Annotated in this window: 14 protein-coding genes and 2 pseudogenes; 9 read left to right on the top strand and 7 right to left on the bottom strand. The window is 70.5% G+C overall.

Annotation, left to right across the window (positions count from 1 at the left end; translation table 11 throughout):
• Positions 1-138 precede the first annotated feature (138 nt).
• On the top strand, positions 139-1,479 hold the full coding sequence (locus tag AB0O19_RS31505; protein ID WP_363624484.1) for a GH1 family beta-glucosidase: 1,341 nt from the start codon (positions 139-141) through the stop codon (positions 1,477-1,479).
• Positions 1,480-1,702: 223 nt separating this feature from the next.
• Here the strand turns inward: AB0O19_RS31505 and AB0O19_RS31500 are convergent, their stop codons facing one another.
• Both AB0O19_RS31500 and AB0O19_RS31495 read right to left on the bottom strand, forming a co-directional pair.
• Positions 1,703-2,428 carry a transposase gene (locus tag AB0O19_RS31500; RefSeq protein WP_363624482.1) on the bottom strand — a complete coding sequence of 242 codons (726 nt, stop codon included), beginning with the start codon at positions 2,426-2,428 and terminating at the stop codon, positions 1,703-1,705.
• 71 nt (positions 2,429-2,499) lie between these two features.
• Positions 2,500-2,835: pseudogene (locus tag AB0O19_RS31495) on the bottom strand (transposase); the annotation flags it as partial.
• 105 nt (positions 2,836-2,940) lie between these two features.
• Here AB0O19_RS31495 and AB0O19_RS31490 point away from each other — a divergent pair.
• Positions 2,941-3,444 (top strand): hypothetical protein, encoded by a 504-nt coding sequence (locus AB0O19_RS31490; RefSeq protein WP_363624479.1) that lies wholly within the window; start codon positions 2,941-2,943, stop codon positions 3,442-3,444.
• A 123-nt stretch (positions 3,445-3,567) separates the two neighbouring features.
• Here the strand turns inward: AB0O19_RS31490 and AB0O19_RS31485 are convergent, their stop codons facing one another.
• Positions 3,568-4,731 (bottom strand): hypothetical protein, encoded by a 1,164-nt coding sequence (locus AB0O19_RS31485; RefSeq protein ID WP_363624477.1) that lies wholly within the window; start codon positions 4,729-4,731, stop codon positions 3,568-3,570.
• Complete coding sequence (locus AB0O19_RS31480; protein WP_363624475.1) at positions 4,710-5,231, bottom strand: DUF4365 domain-containing protein; 522 nt, start codon at positions 5,229-5,231, stop codon at positions 4,710-4,712. The genes AB0O19_RS31485 and AB0O19_RS31480 overlap by 22 nt, the downstream gene beginning before the upstream one ends.
• Positions 5,232-5,418: 187 nt before the next feature.
• Between AB0O19_RS31480 and AB0O19_RS31475 the strand changes: the two are divergent.
• A pseudogene (locus AB0O19_RS31475) lies at positions 5,419-5,547 on the top strand (family 1 glycosylhydrolase); the annotation flags it as partial.
• A 190-nt stretch (positions 5,548-5,737) separates the two neighbouring features.
• Here the strand turns inward: AB0O19_RS31475 and AB0O19_RS31470 are convergent.
• Entirely contained in the window at positions 5,738-6,367 is a 630-nt protein-coding gene (locus AB0O19_RS31470) for an ABATE domain-containing protein (protein ID WP_363624473.1), read from the bottom strand.
• A 128-nt stretch (positions 6,368-6,495) separates the two neighbouring features.
• On the opposite strand from AB0O19_RS31470, the gene AB0O19_RS31465 reads away from it, so the two are divergent.
• The 4 genes from AB0O19_RS31465 to AB0O19_RS31450 all read left to right on the top strand — a co-directional run bounded on the left by AB0O19_RS31465 (position 6,496) and on the right by AB0O19_RS31450 (position 11,569).
• Positions 6,496-7,563: an alcohol dehydrogenase catalytic domain-containing protein gene (locus AB0O19_RS31465; RefSeq protein WP_363624471.1), complete on the top strand. Its 1,068-nt coding sequence runs from the start codon at positions 6,496-6,498 to the stop codon at positions 7,561-7,563.
• A 43-nt stretch (positions 7,564-7,606) separates the two neighbouring features.
• Positions 7,607-7,738 carry a hypothetical protein gene (locus AB0O19_RS31460; protein ID WP_363624469.1) on the top strand — a complete coding sequence of 44 codons (132 nt, stop codon included), beginning with the start codon at positions 7,607-7,609 and terminating at the stop codon, positions 7,736-7,738.
• A 39-nt stretch (positions 7,739-7,777) separates the two neighbouring features.
• Positions 7,778-8,590 (top strand): alpha/beta hydrolase, encoded by an 813-nt coding sequence (locus tag AB0O19_RS31455; protein WP_363624575.1) that lies wholly within the window; start codon positions 7,778-7,780, stop codon positions 8,588-8,590.
• A 321-nt stretch (positions 8,591-8,911) separates the two neighbouring features.
• Positions 8,912-11,569, top strand: a complete 2,658-nt coding sequence (locus AB0O19_RS31450) for a SpoIIE family protein phosphatase (protein ID WP_363624467.1) — start codon at positions 8,912-8,914, stop codon at positions 11,567-11,569.
• Positions 11,570-11,636: 67 nt separating this feature from the next.
• Here AB0O19_RS31450 and AB0O19_RS31445 read toward each other — a convergent pair whose 3' ends face one another.
• Positions 11,637-12,662 carry an alcohol dehydrogenase catalytic domain-containing protein gene (locus AB0O19_RS31445; protein ID WP_363624466.1) on the bottom strand — a complete coding sequence of 342 codons (1,026 nt, stop codon included), beginning with the start codon at positions 12,660-12,662 and terminating at the stop codon, positions 11,637-11,639.
• Positions 12,663-13,059: 397 nt separating this feature from the next.
• Complete coding sequence (locus AB0O19_RS31440; RefSeq protein ID WP_363624464.1) at positions 13,060-14,187, bottom strand: NADH:flavin oxidoreductase; 1,128 nt, start codon at positions 14,185-14,187, stop codon at positions 13,060-13,062.
• 476 nt (positions 14,188-14,663) lie between these two features.
• Here AB0O19_RS31440 and AB0O19_RS31435 point away from each other — a divergent pair, with 476 nt between their 5' ends.
• Together AB0O19_RS31435 and AB0O19_RS31430 are read left to right on the top strand one after the other, a co-directional pair.
• Positions 14,664-16,343, top strand: coding sequence for a DUF885 domain-containing protein (locus tag AB0O19_RS31435; protein ID WP_363624462.1), 1,680 nt, complete (start codon positions 14,664-14,666; stop codon positions 16,341-16,343).
• 199 nt (positions 16,344-16,542) lie between these two features.
• Positions 16,543-18,723 (top strand): DEAD/DEAH box helicase, encoded by a 2,181-nt coding sequence (locus AB0O19_RS31430; RefSeq protein ID WP_363624460.1) that lies wholly within the window; start codon positions 16,543-16,545, stop codon positions 18,721-18,723.
• Positions 18,724-19,192 lie beyond the last annotated feature (469 nt).

Here is a 19,192-nt window from a genome sequence, read left to right as displayed (position 1 = left end):
CCGTCCGACCGCTCCCGCCGGGGCGCGCGCCGCGCTCCTCCGGCCGGGTTTCCCTTGTCGTGGTGGCCGGTTGCCCCTGGCGTTTCGGTGTCGCGTCAGTAACATGAGTTCCCCTCACGTTCACGTCAGGAGGCAGTCATGCCGGACCGCTACGACCTGCCGACGGGGTTCCGCTGGGGCGCCGCCACCGCCGCCTACCAGATCGAGGGGGCGGTGACCGAGGACGGCCGCGGGCCCTCCGTCTGGGACGTCTTCGCGGCCCGCCCCGGCACCGTCCGCGACGGCCACACGGGCGCGGTGGCCTGCGACCACTACCACCGGTACCCCGAGGACATCGCGCTGATGAAGAACCTCGGGCTGGACGGCTACCGCTTCTCCATCGCCTGGCCCCGCGTGCTCCCCACGGGCAGCGGTCCCGTGAACCCCGCCGGACTCGCCTTCTACGACCGCCTGGTGGACGCTCTCCTCGACGCCGGCATCACCCCGCTCCCCACCCTCTTCCACTGGGACCTCCCGCAGGCCCTGGAAGACGGCGGCGGCTGGTTGAACCGCGACACCGCCCACCACTTCGCCGACTACGCCGCGATCGTGACCGACCGCCTCGGCGACCGCGTCCCCGCCTGGATCACCCTCAACGAGCCCTTCGTCCACACCGTCTTCGGCTACGCCCTGGGCACCCACGCCCCCGGCCGCACCCTGATGCTGGAGGCCCTCCCGGCCGCCCACCACCAGCTCCTCGCCCACGGCCTGGCCGCCTCGGTCCTCCACGACCGCGGCCTGGAGGTGATGCTCTCCAACAACCTCACCCCGGTCGAGCCGGCGACCTCCTCCGACGCCGACCTCGCCGCCGCCCAGGCCTACGACGCCCTCCACAACCGCCTGTTCACCGACCCCGTCCTCCTCGGCCGCTACCCCGACCTCTCCGCCCTGGGCGTCCCCGACGACCTCTACGGCGCCATCCACCCCGGCGACACCGACCTCATCGCCGCCCCCGGCCTCGACGGCCTCGGCCTCAACTTCTACAACCCCACCCGCATCGCCGCCCCCACCGAGCCGGGCCTCCCCTTCGACTTCGTCGACATCCCCGACGTCCCCCACACCGCCTTCGGCTGGCCCGTCGTCCCCGACGCCCTCCGCCAACTCCTCCTCTCCCTCCGCGACACCTACGGCAAGACCCTCCCACCCATCACCATCACCGAGAACGGCTGCTCCGTCACCGAGTCCACCACCCCCGACCAACCCCGCATCGACTTCATGTCCGCCCACCTCGACGCCCTCGCCGCCGCCACCGCCGAAGGCATCGACATCCGCGGCTACTACACCTGGTCCCTCCTCGACAACTACGAGTGGGCCGAGGGCTACCACCAGCGCTTCGGCCTCATCCACGTCGACTTCGCGACCCAACAGCGCACCCCGAAGGCCTCCTACACCTGGTACCGCGACCTGATCGCCGCCCATAAGGCGCGGCATTCGAAGTAGGAAGCTGATATGTCTGGCAAATCCAACTGTCGGATGGGTGGGGCATAGTACTGCAGCGGCACTTGTAAGTGGTGAGGGTAGCCGCGTCGTCGCCAGTAGCTGATCTTGGCCTGGGCCTGGTGGTGGCGGAAGCGAGACCAGGCCAGGATGTGGGCAAGGTCGTCGAGCGGCCGTAGGAGTGTGCGCGCGAGGAGCTTTCGGATCTCGTTGCAGGACAGGCGAATCAGGCTGATTTGTCCCGCGTGACTGCCCCCTTTGGGGTCGGGTGGTCGGCCCGGATCACCGCCAGGAGGGCGGTGGCGAGCATCGCCAGCGTTATGTGTCGATACCAGGCCGGCCACTTGCGGACCTCGTACTGGTCCAGGCCGCACTCATTCTTCGCGGTCTCGAAGCACTCCTCGACCGACCAGCGCGCGCCCACCGCGGCCACCACCTCCGCCAGCACGGTCCTCACCGGCGCGTGGACGAGAAAGAACGCGAACTCGGCCGGACCAGCGATGGAACGCCGTACCGGCAACAGGTGCTCGAAGCCCGCGGCTGGTGCGGCCAGTGCCGCGCCCCGTCGGGCCGAGTGCCGCACTCCCACCTCTACGGTCGCCCAGTCGTAGCGCCGTATCCCCTTGGAGCCCTGACCACAACTACGCCGCTCCCACGCCTCTTTCGGGATCCGGGGCAGCAGGGTGTGAACCTGGACGGACCGGCCGGCCGCCGTGACCTTGAAGTGCGACGGGACCGCCATCGCATACCGCAGGGACTTCGCCTCGCACCACTCCCGCAGACCCGGATGCTGACCGTAGACCGCATCCGCGGCCACCCACGCGAACGGAGCCCCAGCCGCCAGCGCACGGGCCAACATGCGACGGCCCAGCTCCGGCCAGGACGGCCACCGCCTCCTGGACCTCCATCGCGTCGCCGTCACACCACTGCCCGGGTCAGCCGCCCGAACCATCGAACAGCTTCGCGTTCGCTTACCTGACGCGGATCACCAGGAAGGTCGACCCTGACATTCATTCAGAAACGCCTCCCCGCCGTGCCCGTGTACTGCCGCTGTACGCCCGCCGACCGGCTGCCATTCTTCAAGAACCCCGTCTCGTCCAGGACCAGCACCGCGTCAGGCTCACCCAGACGCTCGACCACGTAGGAGAGCACCACATCGCGGACCCCGTCCGCATCTCAGCGGGCGGCCCCCGACAGCCGCTGCGTCGACCAGGGCGTCGCGGCCCCGGCCTGCTCAGCCAACTGCCATCCGTTCTTGCGCGGCACGTCCGCCAGCAGCCCCCTCGCATAGGCGACCGCTGTCGCCCGCGGCTCCGACCGCTCGAAACACCCAGCGACCCGCGGCCCCAGACCCGCCAGCTCCGCACCCCACAGCTCCACCTGATCCGAAGTCACCACACGACGATCATCGCAGGCAGGATGATCCACGCGGCGAGTGCCGCCGCGGCACCAGGGAGACCTCGAATGGCTGACTACTATCCGTACCGAATCGCGACCAGGCGAGGGGACCTGACGCTGATCTGGCGGCCCGGAGAGGGCGATGCCCCCGATGGGCTCGCCATTGACGACCTCGGAAGACTCCTCGCGTTCCATGACCTCAAGGCGCTGCGGGAATACTGCGATCGCAACGGCTGGGAGCTTGCCTGGGAAGGCGAAGGCACTCTCGACCTGGGCGTCGTACGGCGGTGGGTCGAGCATCCTGACCTTGGCCCGGTCCCGGCAGGGCTGCTGCTGGACGCGTGGAACTTCTTCGAAGACCTCTCCCATAGCCTGAAGGCCAGCCCACCCCTTCCCTCCCAAGGATCGATCCACGACAGCGCCTATGAAAAGATCTTCGGCGGCGAAGCTCTCGAACCGGCCGCTGGCGAGGGAGCCTGGACGGACGAGGAGACCGCCGCCGTGCGCGAACTCCTCCGCGCGGGGCTGGACCTCTGGGTACAGGCCGCAAACGGGTCCGGCACCGGCTGATCGAATCTACGAGTCTTCAGCGCACACCCAGCTCAACTGCCGCTGTAGTAATAGGAGAGGCGCCAATTGCAGTTGCGGTCCCGAGTTACGGGCACGGTGACGGGTCCACGCATGGCCTCCAACTCACAGAAGCGGCAGGAGGATCTCGTCAATGGGGCGGCACTTCACCGGATCGTCGACGATCAGGCGGCGTCCGGGGCCGATTCGTACCTGACCCTCGACGATGACGGCACGTTGGGCATGGTGCCAGGAGACGGCCTCCTGGTAACGTTCGAACGGGAGTTGGATCCGGATCTCCGATACCCGTCCTCGGCGGACTGTCGAGATGGTGACCCAACCGAAGGGCTCATCGGTGACGTGACGCAGTTCCACGATGCTGCCCGAGAATGTCGAACGGGCATCGATGCGGCTCCGCTTGAGCTGTATCGCAACCTCCTCGATCTTCTGAGAGGCGTCGCTGTCGATGACCACGGAGTCAGGCATGGTGGATGGAGCAGGTAGTGATTCGGCCCAACCGAACCTGGTCTCGAACTCGCCGACCGCCGGTTCGGCCAGGATCTGTGCCAGGGCTGAGCAGAATTCCCTGCTGACACCGCGTTCCACGACCGAGTAAAGGTCGCTCTCGGTAGGTGAGTGCTCGGGATCGAGGATGATTTCCTTCACCGCCATGATCGACTGAGCGAACGTTCGGGTGACACGTCGTTCGAACGGTTCAGGGGGCGAGAGCAGTACTTCCACGCCGGGCAGGGCCGGTTGTTCGTAGGAGCGGTGCTCAGGCTCGGGAAGCGGCACCAGGAGTGGGATAATGAATGACCCCTCCTGAGTGTGATCCATCCGCGCTTTCCTGAGAACCTCGTCCCCTCGGCGTGCGTAGTTGCCGCCGATTTCGCCGCGCTCGTTCCAAGCCGTGGTTCCAGCGGCGCGGAGAAGCTTCCTGGCAGAACTAATGACGGTCGAAGCCGCCTCGAACGGGATGGTGTCGGTGATCCGACGGTCGTTGGCCGCGCGCAGGAGAGTCACATCCATGCGGTGGTAGCGGATTCTGGGCCCGAGGAGCGCTGTAGTTGTGCCTTCGTGGGTGGCAAGGCGGTCGAGAATTCCCTTGGCGATGACGGAATCGTTCCCCTCGATCGCGGGGACGCCGATCCGTGCCTCACCTTTGCCCCATAGGGATCCCCCTACGCCGGGCGGTTGGCAGACCCAGCCGCTGTACTCCATGTAGGTTCGCAACTGTGCCAGCGTCGGAAGACGGACGACCGGAACGCCTAGGCTGCCGGCGTGAAGCATGCTTCAACCTCCCTGTGCCACTGCTCGACGACGTCGACCGTGAGGCGTTGGTCCTTGGGAATGCGGATCTTGTCCCCAGTGCTGGTGTTGTTGACACGCACCCAGAAGGCAGCAGCTTTGTGGTCGGTGCCCCCTGGATGGTGCTCGATCCATCGAGGGCGCTCGTCGAAGTCGAGAACGACGAGGACGAAGTAGACCGGAAGTAGGCTTTGGCCCCACTGTTCCCTCCAGTGGAGTTCGGACTTCCAGGTAGCGCTGCTTCCGCCGATTGAGAACTGTGACGTGCATTTGACCTGTACACGGGCCGACGCGACCGCGAAGTCGATGGTCCCGTCCACAGCCAGGACGTCTTCGTCGGGAGAGGTCTCAGTGAAACCAACTCCTGCCTGGCTTGCGATGGAGCGGATGTAGGAGACGCCGAATCGGCCCTTCGCGCCACTGTGGCTCAGGGTGACGAATGCGGAACCGTTCGGGGGGTCGGGTGGCGGCGGCACAGTCATGCGCGTCATCTTGGGTGAGGCGCGAACTGTCCGCTACCCCTTCGGCATAAATCATCTTGGTGGCTGCCGTCTTGACTTTCCGGTAAGACCAGGATCTCCAAGGTCGCGATGGCTTCACAGCGCATAGTGCGGGCAGATCGCCACTGGCCAGGACGAGCCGTGACTCCAATGCCACCCTGTTCGACGGGCTGAGGGCCACCACCAGCGCTTCGGCCTCATCCACGTCGACTTCGCGACCCGACAGCGCACCCCGAAGGCCTCCTACACCTGGTACCGCGACCTGATCGCCGCCCACCGGGACCGGCGCGTGCGGTAGTTGGGACGTCGTTCGGACGTAGCGCTCGGCAGGCCCAGTACGGGTTCGGCGGGGATCCGAAGGCTGGGAGCCCATGTCTGCGCGGTGCGCTTGCGAATGCCTGGTGACATAGTCGGGTAGCCGGGTCACGGCAATGTGACCCGGCTACCCGACTTACTGCTTCTTGATTGTCCGTGCGGCGGCCTATGCGCTACTGGGCGCCGTCGGCGGGTATCTGTTGCCTGGCCCGGTAGGCGCGCTTCTTGACGAGGGCGCCGCAGGTCTTCATCGAGCACCAGCGGCGGGCGCCCGCGCGGGAGGTGTCGACGAAGGGGGCGCCGCAGTCGGGGTTGCCGCAGATGCGGACGCGGGTGCGGTGCTCCGATGCGCAGAGGGCGATCAGATCCCGGGCGACCATCGAGAGTACTGCCGCGAGCGCATCGCCGTGCCAGCGCACGGTGGTCGCGTCGGGGGCGAGCTCGGGTGTCGAGGGGGGCTCGGCGGCGGCGCGGTTGACGAGCGCGATGTCCTCGGGCGCGGGCGGCGTGGTGTCCGCCAGAGCGCGGCCGGTCCGCTGGATCGCCTCACGCAGTTGCCTGGCGCGGTCGAGGTCGGCCTCGGTGCAGGGCGGTGCCGCTGTCGTGCAGTCGCTTTCGACGGCCCAGCGGCTCAAGTCCTCCGGCCGGGCCAGCCGTTCGAAGGGCGTGTCCGCGCCGCGGTCGGCCAGGGTGCCGGCGAAGGCGAAGCACAGCCGCGCGTCGTCGAAGCGGAAGTCGGCCTTGGCGCGCTGGCGCCCCTCGCGACTGCCGTCCCCGCCGTCCCTGCTGGCCCTGTCATCCATGTCCACCACTCTATGTGGTTGACATGATTCCGGGCAAACGGCTAGCTTCAAAGTCCACCACTTGAACCGGTGGACTTCAGGCGGTTGCTCCCCGCTCCCGTCGACTCCCAGCACGAGGAGGCCGCGCCATGCGCGCCGCAGTCATCGAGGAACTCCACAAGCCGCTCGTCATCCGCGACGTGCCCGATCCCTCCTGCCCGCCGGACGGCGCGATCGTGCGCGTCGGGGCGAACGGGATCTGCCGGACCGACTGGGCCCTGTGGGCCGGGGAGTTCTGGACGGGCGGGCCGCGTGTCGAGGCCCCGTTCGTCCTCGGCCACGAGTTCGCCGGCACCGTCGTGGAGGTCGGCCGTGAGGTGCGGGGGTGGAAGGAGGGCGACCGCGTCATCTTCCCGATGAACCCCGGCGAGGGCGCGTGCGAGATGTGCCGCAGCGGTAATCAGCACGTCTGCGAGCACGTGGACTCGCTCGTACCCGGGGTGTCCTACTGGGGTGCCTTCGCCGAGTACGTCATGGTCCGCTTCGCCGACGTCAACCTGGTCGAAGTGCCGGAGGGCGTCGGCTTCGTGAACGTCGCCGCGCTGGCCTGCCGCTACATGACCGCCTTCCACGGCGTCGTCGACCAGGCGAAGGTCCGCGGCGGCGAATGGGTCGCGGTGTACGGCGCCGGTGGCGGCATGGGGCTGTCGACGGTCGAGATCGCCGCGGCGACGGGCGCCAACGTCATCGCGATCGACATCACGGACGACAAGCTGGACACCGCCCGCGCACTCGGCGCCGTCCACACCGTCAACGCGGCGACCGATGACCCCGCCGAAGCGGTGAAGACCCTCACCGGCGGCGGTGCGCACGTGTCGGTCGACGCCGTGGGCATCGCCGCCGCCTGCCGCAACTCCGTCCTCTCCCTACGCACCCGCGGCCGCCACCTCCAACTCGGCCACACCACCGCTGCGGAACAGGGGGACGTCGCGCTGCCGGTCGACGTCATGATGGTCAAGGAACTGGAGTTCCTGAGCGCCTTCGGCATGCAGGGCCAGCGCTTCGGCACGATGTTGAACATGATCGCCGCCGGTCGCCTCGACCCCGGCCGCATCGTCTCGCGCACCGTCGGCCTCCACGAGGCGAGCGGGGTCCTGGAGTCCCTGGAGACGTACGGACCCACCGGCGTGGTCGTCATCGACGCGTTCCGCCCCTGAAACGCCTCCCGCCGAAACACCTCCCCCGAGAGCAGGAACGGCCATGCCCGCATCCCGTCAACTGATGGACCAGGAACTGAGCCTGGCCCTCGACGCAGTCCCCATGACCCCCAACGGCGCGTTCGACCTGACGGACCTCGCCGCAACGCGCGCGGCGTTCCGCGCCCAGGCCTAGGCCGCCGCCGACGCGCAGCCCGGCGACCCGTCGGTCACCATCGAGACGCACCTCGCGCGCCGAACGGGCGGCCCCGACGTACCCATCCGCCTTCTGCGCCCCACCGAAGCGCCCGGACCCCTGCCGGTCCTGCTCTGGTTCCACGGCGGCGGACAGGTCCTCGGCTTCGCGGCCCAGGACGACCCGTGGCTCACCCAGCTGGGCGCGAGCCTCGGCTGCGCCGTCGCGGTGGTCGACTACCGGCTCGCCCCCGAGACACCCGCTCCCGGCGCCGCCGAGGACGGCTTCACCGCCTACCAGTGGCTCGGCCGCGAGGCGGAGGCCCTGGGCCTGGACGGCACCCGCATCGGCATCGGGGGCCAGAGCGGCGGCGGAGGCGTCGCGGCGGCCACGACCCTCCTGATCCGCGACCGAGGCGGCGTGGCACCGCTGTTCCAATCACTCACGTATCCCATGCTCGACGACCGCAACCGCACCGCATCGAGCCACGAGATCACCGACATCGGCATCTGGGACCGCTCGACCAACCTCCTCGCCTGGCAGGCGATCCTGGGCGACCGCGCCGGCACCGACGACGTCTGCCCCTACTCCGCCCCCTCCCGCACCACCGACCTCAGCGCCCTGCCGCCCACCTTCATCACCGTCGGCGACCTCGACTGCTTCCGCGACGAGAACCTCGACTACGCCACCCGCCTGCGGGCCCACGGCGTCCCGGTCGAATTCCACCTCTACCCCGGCGCCTACCACGCCTTCGACCTCATCGCCCCCCACTCCCGGCTCGCCACCACCTTCCACCAGACCTGGTCCAACTACCTCACCCGCCAGTTCCACACCGCTCCGTCCCCCACCTGACATCCGCGCCGACGACTGTTCGACCGTGGAGGAGACGAGAGGAGACGAGAGGAGACGAGAGGAGATGAACGGCGTGCGCCCGGCCGGTCGCGGGGCGGGTGAGCCGTTCGGTGTTGCGGCGGGACATGCTGCCACCTGCGCTTCGCCCCCATCAGCGTAGTGTGGCCCGCCCGTGCCCGGGGTGCGGTGGATCATGGGTGTATGGCCAGAGACACGGGCCGCTCCTCCTGGCTGCCCCTGCGCCGATCGGGTAGCCGTCGTGAGCGGCGACACCCACGCTCAGCCCCGCGGGAGCAGTCGGCGCATCGCCTGTGGTCGGTGATGAGCATCCGGAGTGTCGCCGGTCAGATGTTCGTCCTACAGGTGCTCATCGTGCTGTTGCTCGTGGTGACGGCCGTCGTCGTGCTGCTGGTCCAGTCCCGCAGCGACCGGTTCGACGCGGCGCGCGGCCGCACGCTCGCCGCGGCCCAGGCGTTCGCCCACGGTCCCGGCCTGGTGGCGACGATGCAGGGCCCCGACCCCAGCGCGGTGCTCCAGCCGCTGACCGAAGAGGCCCGCACGGCTGCCGGGGTCGACTTCATCGTGGTGACCGACCGCAACGGCATCCGGTACACCCACCCCGATCCGGAGCTGATCGGCAAGATGTTCATCGGAACCATCGGGCCGTCGCTGCACGGCCAGGTCACCGTCGAGGACGTGCACGGCCCACTCGGCTCCGAGTACCAGGTGGTCGTCCCGGTGGAGGACTCCCACGGGGCGGTCGTGGGCATCGTCTCGTCCGGGATGAAGGTCTCCAACGTGAGCAGCGCGTTCAACCGCCAGCTGCCGGTCGTCCTGGGCGTCGGCGCCTTGGCGCTCGGCCTGGCCACGGCCGGTACGGCGCTGGTGGGCAGGCGTCTGCTGCGGCAGACCCGCGGCCTGGGGCCGGAAGAGATGACCCGGATGTACGAGCACCACGACGCGGTGCTGCACGCGGTGCGCGAGGGCGTGGCCATCGTCGGCGGCGACGGCCGGGTCCTGCTCGCCAACGACGAGGCGCGCCGCCTGCTCGACCTGCCCCCCGACGTGGAGGGGCTTCCCGTCGCCGACCTCGGCCTCGCCCCCCGTACGGCCGAACTGCTGATCTCCGACCGTGCGGTCACCGACGAGGTGCTCCCCGTCGGAGACCGCCTGCTGGCCGTCAACAGCCGCCCCACCGACAGCGGGGGAGGCCCGTCGGGCAGCGTCACCACCCTGCGCGACTCCACCGAACTGCGCGCCCTCGCGGGGAAGGCCGAGGTCGCCCGCAGCCGGCTCAGGCTGCTGTACGAAGCGAGCCTGGCCATCGGCACGACCCTGGACGTCCGGCGCACCGCGGAGGAGCTCGTCCGGACGGCCGCCCACGAATTCTGCGACTACGCCACCGTCGACCTCGCCGAGGCGGTCCTGGACGGCGAGGAGCCGCGGGCCCTGGTGGTCGATGCCCCGGTGGAGCTGCGGCGGGTGGCGCTCGCGGGCGTCCGGGACGATTCGCCGCTGTACCCCCAAGGGGAGCTGGTCAGGTGGGATCGGGGCACCCCGCAGGCGGCGGGTTTCGTCAGGGGGCGTCCCACGCTGGTCGCCGAGCTGGCGACCGACGCCGGCTGGCGCATGCAGGACACCGAGCGCACACAGGCGGTGCTGGAGTTCGGCCTGGCATCGCTGATCGCCGTTCCGCTGTCGGCACGGGGCGTGCTGATGGGCATCGCCTGCTTCTGGCGCAGCCGTGACCGAGGTCCCTTCGAGGACGAGGACCTGTCCCTGGCCGAGGAGCTGGCCGCCCGGGCCGCCGTGTCCATCGACAACGCCCGCCGCTACACCCGCGAGCACACGATGGCCGTCACCCTCCAGCACAGCCTGTTGCCGCGCGCGTTGCCCGAGCAGAGCGCCCTCGACATCGCCTACCGCTACCTCCCCGCCCAGGCGGGGGTCGGCGGCGACTGGTTCGACGTCATCCCGTTGTCGGGCACCCGGGTCGCGCTCGTCGTCGGGGACGTGGTCGGCCACGGCCTGCACGCGGCCGCGACCATGGGCCGTCTGCGCACCGCGGTCCAGAACTTCTCCACCCTCGACCTGCCGCCGGACGAGCTCCTCGGACACCTGGACGAACTGGTCGCCCACATCGACCAGGAGACGGCGGCAGCCGAGGGCGAGCTCGCGATCACCGGCGCCACCTGCCTCTACGCCATCTACGACCCCACCACCGGCATCTGCGCCCTGGCCCGGGCGGGCCACCCGCCGCCCGCCCTCGTCCATCCGGACGGCACGGTGGAGGTCCTCACCCTTCCCGCCGGTCCGCCGCTCGGCCTGGGCGGGATGCCCTTCGAAGCCACGGAGGTGCGGGTGCCGCAGGGCAGCAACCTGGTCCTCTACACCGACGGCCTCATCGAGGACCGCACCCGCGACATCGGTGTCGGCCTGGACGTCCTCACCGCCACCCTGGCCCGCGCCGACCGATCGCCCCAGGAGGTCTGCGACGCCGTGCTCGACGCCCTGCTGCCCGTCCGCCAGACCGACGACATCGCCCTGCTCGTCGCTCGTACCCGGGTGCTGGCGCCCGATCGGACCAGTGAGTGGGACGTGGCCGCGACCCCCGAGGCCGTGGGCAGGGCGCGGGCCGAGGCGACCCGGCAGCTCACCGAGTGGGGCCTTGAGGAGGCCGTGTTCGTCACCGAGCTGGTGCTCAGCGAGCTGGTGACCAATGCCATTCGCCACGGGACCGAACCGATCAGGGTGCGGCTGCTATACGACCGCACGCTGATCTGCGAGGTCGCCGACACCAGCAGCACCGCCCCGCACCTGCGCTACGCGGCCGCCGAGGACGAGGGCGGCCGCGGCCTGTTCCTCGTCGCCCGGCTCGCCGAGCGCTGGGGCGTGCGCTACACCCCCTGGGGCAAGATCATCTGGGCCGAGCAGTCGCTGCAGCCGAGCGCCTCGATGGCCTGGCCCGTGATCGAGTAGCCCGAGTAGCCGGGGGAGGCCTGTGGTGGTCGAGTAGCCGGGGGAAGTCCGTGGTGGCCGAGCCGGATCAGCCGGTGGTGAGCACCATCCGGAAGCGGGCCTTCCCGGCGAGCATCTTCTGGTACGCCTCCTCGGCGTGGTCCAGCGGCACGGTCTCGGTCATCGGGCGGATGCCGTGCAGGGCGCTGAACGCCATCGTGTCCTCCACGTCCTGCGCGGTGCCGGACGGGTGGCCCCGGACGAGGTTGGCACCCATGAGCAGTCCGGCCGGACTGATCGCCATCGGAGCGGTGTCCGCCCCGATCACCACCAGCTCCCCGCGGGGGGCCAGCCCGTCCAGGGTGGACGCGATGGCCTCGGAGTTGCCGGCGGTGGCCAGCACGGCCCTGGCGCCGCCGAAGGACTGCAGCGCCTCGGCGACCGGGGTGCCGGCGGTGCTGTCGACGTAGTGGTGGGCGCCCAGTTGCTCGGCGAAGCCGGCCTTCTCGGCGCCCCGGGCGATCGCCACGGTCTCGAAGCCCATCGCGACCGCGTACTGGACCCCGAGGTGCCCGAGGCCGCCGAGCCCGAGCACCGCGACCAGGTCGCCGGGCCGGGCGCTGCTGCGCCGCAGCCCGTTGTACGTGGTCACGCCCGCGCAGGCCATCGGCCCGGCATCGCCCGCCGCCAGTTCGTCGGGGATCCGGGCCAGCGCGTCGGCGGGCGCGATCACCTTCTCGGCGAAGCCTCCGTCGTACGCCCATCCCGGGACCTTCAAGTTCCGGCACACGATGAAGTCGCCCTGGCGGCACGGCTTGCAGTGGCCACAGCTGCCGCCGAACCAGCCGACCGCCACCCGGTCACCGATCTGCCATCCACGGTCCCGAGTGCCTTCGCCGAACTCCTCGATGTGCCCGGCGATCTCGTGTCCGGGCACCTCGGGGAACGACACGCCCGGTAGCGCGGCGTTCACGAAGAGTGTGTCGGAGTGGCAGACGCCGCACGCCTCCACGGCGATCCTCACGTGGCCGGGTCCCGGCTGCGGCACCTCTCGCTCGGCCGGTCGGAGCGCACCGCCCGGGGCGGTCGCCTGTGCCACTCGATAGGTACTCATTGTCAGCGCTCCTCCGGGAAGATGATCAGCGCTCCTCCGGGAAGTCGCCGCCGTGCGTCGGCAGGCTGCTCAGGGGTCCGTCCGGGAGGTCTTTTCTTCACCATAAGGCCGCACGGGACCCTTCGCAGGGCAGTGGGAGCAGCAGACCGAGGAGGCATTCGGCCGGGTCGGCGGGGTGAGTTGGGGGTGTCGGCTTTGATGACGGCCTGTTCGGCGGACCGAGGGCCACCACCGGCGCCACGGCCTCGTCCGTGTCGACTTCGTCCGAAAACACGGCTCGCGCAAGCTTGTTGACATCTCGTACGGCCGGCGCGATCCTGCGGGACTCCGAAGGGACCCGGCCCCGCTGTACTTGCCGCTGTACCTGCCGCGCGGCCGGGTCCTCGGGGGCTGGTGGTCAGCTGAGGGTGCGGAGCGCGTCGGCGTCGTACGGGCGCAGCTCGGCATGGCGGCCGGAGAGGACCTTGGCGGCCCACTGCGGGTCCTGGAGGAGGGCACGGCCGACGGCGACCAGGTCGAACTCGTCGCGCTCCAGCCGGTCGAGCAGGTTGTCGATGGCCTGGACCGGGGAGCCCTCGCCCCTGAAGGCACCGACGAAGTCGCCGTCCAGGCCGACCGAGCCGACGGTGATGGCGGGGCGGCCGGTGAGCTTCTTGGTCCAGCCGGCCAGGTTGAGGTCCGAGCCGTCGAACTCGGGGACCCAGTAGCGGCGGGTCGAGGCGTGGAAGGCGTCGACGCCGGCCTCGGCGAGCGGGGTGAGGACCGCCTCCAGCTCCTGGGGGGTCTCGGCGAGGCGGGCCTCGTAGTTCTCGGACTTCCACTGCGAGTAGCGGAAGATCACCGGGAATTCCGGGGAGACGGCCGCTCGCACCGCGGCGACGAGCTCGGCCGTGAACTTCGTCCGGGCCACCGGGTCGCCGCCGTAGGCATCGGTGCGGCGGTTGGTGCCCGCCCACAGGAACTGGTCGAGCAGGTAGCCGTGGGCGCCGTGCAGCTCGACGCCGTCGAAGCCGATCCGCTCGGCGGCCGCGGCGGCCTCGGCGAACGCGCCGATGACGGCGTCCAGATCGGCCCGGGTCATCGCCCGGCCCGTTCCCTCGGTGCCGTCCAGCCGGATCCCGGACGGGCCGACGGCGGGCGCGTCGGCGAACGGCGGGTCGCCCTGCCGGCGCACCATGCCGATGTGCCAGAGCTGCGGCACGATGGTGCCGCCCGCCGCGTGGACGTCCTCGGCGACGCGGGCCCACCCGGCCAGCTGCTCCTCGCCGTGGAAGCGCGGGATGTCGTCACTCTGGCCGGCGGACTCGTGGCCGACGTACGTCCCCTCGGTGATGATCAGGCCGACGCCCGAGGCGGCGCGGCGGGCGTAGTACGAGCGCACGTCCTCGCCGGGCACGCCGCCAGGGGAGAACCTGCGCGTCATCGGCGCCATCGCGATGCGGTTGGGAACGGTCAGCCCGTTGAGCGAGACGGGCCGGGACAGGATTTCGGCCGCGCGGGAGGCTGCGGGCTCGGTGACGGTCATGGGATCCCTCGTGGGTGCCAGTGGAGTGCGCCGGGGCGGAATTGGTTGCCTGTGCAAACAACCTGGGCGGCCCCCGCATTTCGCCGACGGCGCGAAACCCGCTGTGATCAGCGCCACTGCGCGCCGGAGGGGGCGGCCGTCTCGTCCGGCCCGGCCGTCTCGTCGGGGCCGGCCGTCTCGTCGGGGCCGGCCGTTCGTGCCGGGCCGTTCGTGCCCGGCCGTGGCCCAACCCGTCCGCTGCGGTGCGGGCTTGGCGGCCGTCCGGGGCGGGCGGGCGGAGCCTGGCTACAATGCACGACGTGTTCGACGGCCTGAGGGCTTCCGCCGGCGCTCCGGACTCGTCCACGTCGGCTTCGTGGCGCAGCGACTTCGCGGCGCACCGACTTTGCGGCGCAGCGACTTTGTGGCGCACCGGCGCACCCCGAAGGCCTCCTACGCCTGGTACCGCGACCGATCGCCGACCGAAGGAGCTGACGATGACTCCACGACAGATCGCCGACGACTACGTGGCCCGGGTCGCCGCACACGATCCCGTCACCTCCACGTCCCTGGGCCTGGCCCCGGGCGACGACCGGATGCCCGACCTGTCGCCGGACGGCGTCGAGGAGACGGTCCGGCTCGCGCGGGAGGCGCTGGCGCGCCTGGACGCCGTCCCCGAGACCGGGCCCGACGGGGATCCGGCGGAGCTCGTGTGCGCGCGGCTGCTGCGCGAGCGGCTCGACGCCGAGGTGCGGGTGCACGAGGCCGGCGAGAACTTCCGCGCCGTGCGGAACCTGCACACGCCGGTGCACCAGCTCCGGGGCATCTTCACGATGATGCCCACCGCCACCGACGACGACTGGGCCCCGGTCCTGGGCAGGCTGCGCAACCTGCCCACCGCGCTGGACGGCTACCGGGCCACGCTGGCGGAGGGCGTCGCCCGCAAGCTGCTCGCCGCGCCCCGCCAGGCCGACGTGCTGTGCGCGCAGCTCACCGCGTGGACCGGCGAGACGGCCGGGGGCCCCGGCTGGTTCGCCGAGTTCGTCACCCCCGCGCCGCAGCGGCTCCGCCCCGAACTGGACACCGCCGCGAACGAGGCGACCGCCGCCGTGGCCGCGTTCCGGGACTGGCTCCGCGACAGCTACCGGTCTGCTGCGGAAGGCACGCCCGACGCCGTCGGCCGCGAGCGCTACCTGCTCGGGGCCCGCCGGTACACCGGCGCCGACCTGGACCTGGACGAGACCTACGACTGGGCCTGGGAGGAGTTCCACCGGGTCTGGGCCGAGCTGCGCACGGAGGCCGAACGGGTGCTGCCCGGCGCCACCGTCCAGGAAGCCCGGGCCCACCTGGACCAGCACGGACACACCGTGCGCGGCGCCGAGCAGATGCGCGGCTGGCTGCAGCAGCTCACGGACGACGCGATCGAGGCACTCGACGGGCGCCACTTCGACATCACCGGCCCGCTGCGCCGGGTCGAGACCAGGATCGCCCCGGCCGGCAGCGCCGCCGCGCCGTACTACAGCGGGCCGAGCCTCGACTTCGCCCGCCCGGGCCGGACCTTCCTCCCGCTGGCCAACGGCGACGCGCAGGAGCGGTTCCGCACCTGGCGCCTGGTCAGCACCTGGTACCACGAGGGCGTCCCCGGGCACCACCTGCAGCTCGCCTCCTGGACCGCGGCGGCGGAACAGCTGTCCCGCTACCAGGTCACCCTCGGCAAGATCAGCGCCAACGTGGAGGGCTGGGCCCTGTACGCGGAGCGGCTGATGGACGAGCTCGGCTTCCTCACCGATCCCGGACGCCGCCTCGGCTACCTCGGCAAGCAGATGATGCGCGTCGCCCGCGTCATCGTCGACCTCGGCATGCACCTGGAGAGCGTCGTTCCGGCGGGCTCCCCGTTCCACCCGGGCGAGCGCTGGACCCCGGAGCTGGCCACCGCCTTCATGGCCGACTACGTCGGTCTGGCGCCCGCCCACCTGCACAGTGAGATCGTCCGCTACCTCGGCCGGCCCGGCCAGGCCATCGGTTACAAACTCGGCGAGCGCGCCTGGCTGGCCGGCCGCGAGGCGGCCCGCCGCCGGCTGGGCGCCGACTTCGACCTCAAGCGCTGGCACATGACGGCCCTCCGGCAGGGCTCCCTGGGCCTGGACGACCTGGAAGCCGGCCTGGCAGTGCTGTGACCCCCGGCTGACGGCCCTGTGCCCGAAGTCGGTCGAGACGGACGCACGGACGCACGGACGCACCCGGCCCGGAGACTCCGCCGGGGCAGTGGGCGGCCGGGGTGTGGTCCGGAATCCGGGGCGGTCGGCGGTGCCTGGATGGAATCATGTGGACGCCCGGAGAGGGTGCCGCATGGTCGAGTCGGGACAGGAGCCGTAGGTGGGAGAGAGGCAGCGGGCCGTCCGGAAGCCCAAGGTCGTGCTCGCGGACGGGGAGCGGCTCCATGCGGTCGCCCGCGCGGTCGTCGACGATCACCAGGGTGCTGTCGAGCACGTGCGCCGGGCCGCGGCCGGTCTGCGGGGCCAGTTGGTCCGTGACGAACTGGACGGCATTCCCGTGGCCCGGCTGAAGGACGTCACCGAGGGGCGTCTGCGCGTCGGAGCGTTGGAGGCCGCCGGGATCAGGACCGTGCGGCAGGTGGTGGACGCCACGCCCTACACGCTCCAACTGCTGCCCGGAATCGGAGCCCAGAGCGCTCTCCAGGCCATCGCCGCCGCCGGGCAGATCGCCCGGGCCGCCGAGCAGGCCGTGGCGATCCGGCTGGACGTCGACCACCAGGACGCGGCCGGCACCGCGCTGGTCGTCGCACTCCAACGGCTGGTCGCCGCCGGGCCCGAGGCGAGACGGGCCAGGGAACTGGCGGAGCGTGTCGCCGACGAGGCCGCCGCCCTGATCGCCGCCGCCCAGCCGGCCCGGGGCGTTGTGAGAGGCCTGTTCGCCGGGCGGCAGCGCCGACAGGAGGCATTCGCCGCGGTCGATCGGTTGGACGCCCTGCTCGCGGAGACGGAGGACCGGGGAGCGTCCATGCTCTTCGCCCAGGCCTCGGTGGACCTCCTCCGCCCACTGGCCACGGACGTCGAGGCCTGGGGGGAGTTCGAGGTCCGCTCGGCCGAGTTCTACGGCATTCTGGGCGAGTTCGTCGGATCCGGCTCCGACGGGCTCACCGCCTCCGAGGGCTTCCTCCCGGAGAGCCTGTCGGACCGGGTCCGGGCCGAGCCGCTGGACGACACCCGGTGCACGGTCTCGCTCCGTGGCTACCAGGCGTTCGGTGCCCGCTTCGCCCTCGCACAGAAGCGGGTGATCATCGGCGATGAGATGGGCCTCGGGAAGACGATCCAGGCGATCGCCGCGCTCGCGCATCTCCGGGCGCACGGGAGCGCACACTTCCTCGTCGTCTGCCCGGCCAGCGTCCTCATCAACTGGATCAGGGAGATCGAGTCGCGCAGCACGCTGAGGGCGTTCCGATTCCACGGCCAGGAGCGGGAAGTAGCGCGCACCGAATGGCTCGGCAGCGGAGGTGTCGCCGTCGTGACCTTCGACGGACTGCGTCGCCTGGAGGTCCCGGAGGACGTCACGGTCGGCATGGTCGTGGTGGACGAGGCCCACTACGTCAAGAACCACAGCGCGAAGCGCTCGCAGGCGGTGGCCGAGTGGACCGACCGCGTTGACCGCGTCCTGTTCCTCACCGGCACCCCGATGGAGAACCGGGTGGAGGAGTTCCGGAACCTGGTCCGCTATCTGCAGCCTGATCTTCTGCCCGGAATCCACAGCAGCTCGGCCGCCGCAGGCCCGACGTCGTTTCGCAAGGCAGTGGCACCGGCCTACCTGCGCCGCAACCAGCGGGACGTCCTGACGGAACTCCCCGACGTCGTTCATGTCGACGAATGGGAGGAACTGTCCGCGTCCGATCTCGTCGCCTACCGCTCGGCGGTCGCCGAGGGGAACTTCATGGCCATGCGCCGTGCCGCGTACGCGGACCCGGCAGGGTCGGCGAAGCTGCTGCGGTTGATGGAGGTCGTCGACGAGGCTGCGGAGAACGGGTTGAAGGTCGTTGTCTTCTCGTTCTTCCGGGATGTCCTGCGGGTCGTCCAGGACGCTCTGGGGCAGCGTGCTTTCGGCCCGCTCGACGGAGGCCTGGACGCTGTCCGACGACAGGACGTGGTGGACGAGTTCGCCGCCGTGCAGGGCCATGCGGTGCTGCTGAGCCAGATCCAGGCCGGCGGTGTGGGACTGAACATCCAGGCGGCGTCGGTCGTCATTCTCTGTGAACCCCAGGTGAAGCCCACCCTGGAGAGCCAGGCGATAGCCAGAGCCCATCGAATGGGCCAGGTCCGGCGTGTACAGGTGCACCGCCTGCTGGCCGCGGACAGCGTCGACCAGCGGATGGTGGAGATTCTTCGCGCGAAGAGCCAGCTGTTCGACGACTACGCGCGCCGCAGTGACGTGGCCGAATCGACTCCTGAAGCGGTCGACGTCTCGGAGCAGTCGCTGGCTGCGCTGATCGTGGAGGAGGAACAACTGCGCCTCGCCCGGACGGCTGCCGACGGTGCTGCGACCTGACGCCGTGACCGGGGGCGGTCGCACGTCCGTCGCTCGACGTTGCGGCGGGGGCTGCTGGGGCTGGGCGTTTGTTTCGGGCACTGAATTGGGGGTACTGTCTCCCAGTCGCTCGGCAGGGAGCACCGGACACGCATCGGCGCGGACGGTCCCGGGGCGGCCAGTCCTCTGAAACACCACCTCCTGGTTCGGGCCGGGTCGCGCCTTGTCGCGGCTTGGGCCCTATTCGGCGTGCTTGTTTTATCGGATTGCGGCCGATTCGCTTTTCGAAGTGGGGCTCGGCTAGAGTTTGAAACGTCGGACGGGGCATACAGCCGTAGAAGACACCAGCGAATTGGATGAACGAAGCGCCGGAAAACGGAGCGGAAAACATCTGATAAGCTGGGAACACGAAAGAACGAAGCGCCCGGAGGGCCCGCTGGAAGGCGGTCCGAAGGAAGTGTCCGTTCCTTGAGAACTCAACAGCGTGCCA

This window comes from Kitasatospora sp. NPDC091276 (genome assembly GCF_040684355.1).
Classification (GTDB): domain Bacteria; phylum Actinomycetota; class Actinomycetes; order Streptomycetales; family Streptomycetaceae; genus Kitasatospora.
Note: the sequence above shows the minus strand (reverse complement) of the source record. Positions and strands in the feature narration are given on the sequence as shown.

Excerpts from the sequence above, each read along its gene's own strand:
- AB0O19_RS31440 (WP_363624464.1), bottom strand. The coding sequence starts at position 14,187 with ATGACCGTCACCGAGCCCGCAGCCTCCCGCGCGGCCGAAATCCTGTCC.
- AB0O19_RS31435 (WP_363624462.1), top strand. The coding sequence starts at position 14,664 with ATGACTCCACGACAGATCGCCGACGACTACGTGGCCCGGGTCGCCGCA.
- AB0O19_RS31480 (WP_363624475.1), bottom strand. The coding sequence starts at position 5,231 with ATGACTGTGCCGCCGCCACCCGACCCCCCGAACGGTTCCGCATTCGTC.
- AB0O19_RS31485 (WP_363624477.1), bottom strand. The coding sequence starts at position 4,731 with ATGCTTCACGCCGGCAGCCTAGGCGTTCCGGTCGTCCGTCTTCCGACG.
- AB0O19_RS31445 (WP_363624466.1), bottom strand. The coding sequence starts at position 12,662 with ATGAGTACCTATCGAGTGGCACAGGCGACCGCCCCGGGCGGTGCGCTC.
- AB0O19_RS31460 (WP_363624469.1), top strand. The coding sequence starts at position 7,607 with ATGCCCGCATCCCGTCAACTGATGGACCAGGAACTGAGCCTGGCCCTC.
- AB0O19_RS31490 (WP_363624479.1), top strand. The coding sequence starts at position 2,941 with ATGGCTGACTACTATCCGTACCGAATCGCGACCAGGCGAGGGGACCTG.
- AB0O19_RS31505 (WP_363624484.1), top strand. The coding sequence starts at position 139 with ATGCCGGACCGCTACGACCTGCCGACGGGGTTCCGCTGGGGCGCCGCC.
- AB0O19_RS31470 (WP_363624473.1), bottom strand. The coding sequence starts at position 6,367 with ATGGATGACAGGGCCAGCAGGGACGGCGGGGACGGCAGTCGCGAGGGG.
- AB0O19_RS31500 (WP_363624482.1), bottom strand. The coding sequence starts at position 2,428 with ATGGTTCGGGCGGCTGACCCGGGCAGTGGTGTGACGGCGACGCGATGG.
- AB0O19_RS31450 (WP_363624467.1), top strand. The coding sequence starts at position 8,912 with ATGAGCATCCGGAGTGTCGCCGGTCAGATGTTCGTCCTACAGGTGCTC.
- AB0O19_RS31465 (WP_363624471.1), top strand. The coding sequence starts at position 6,496 with ATGCGCGCCGCAGTCATCGAGGAACTCCACAAGCCGCTCGTCATCCGC.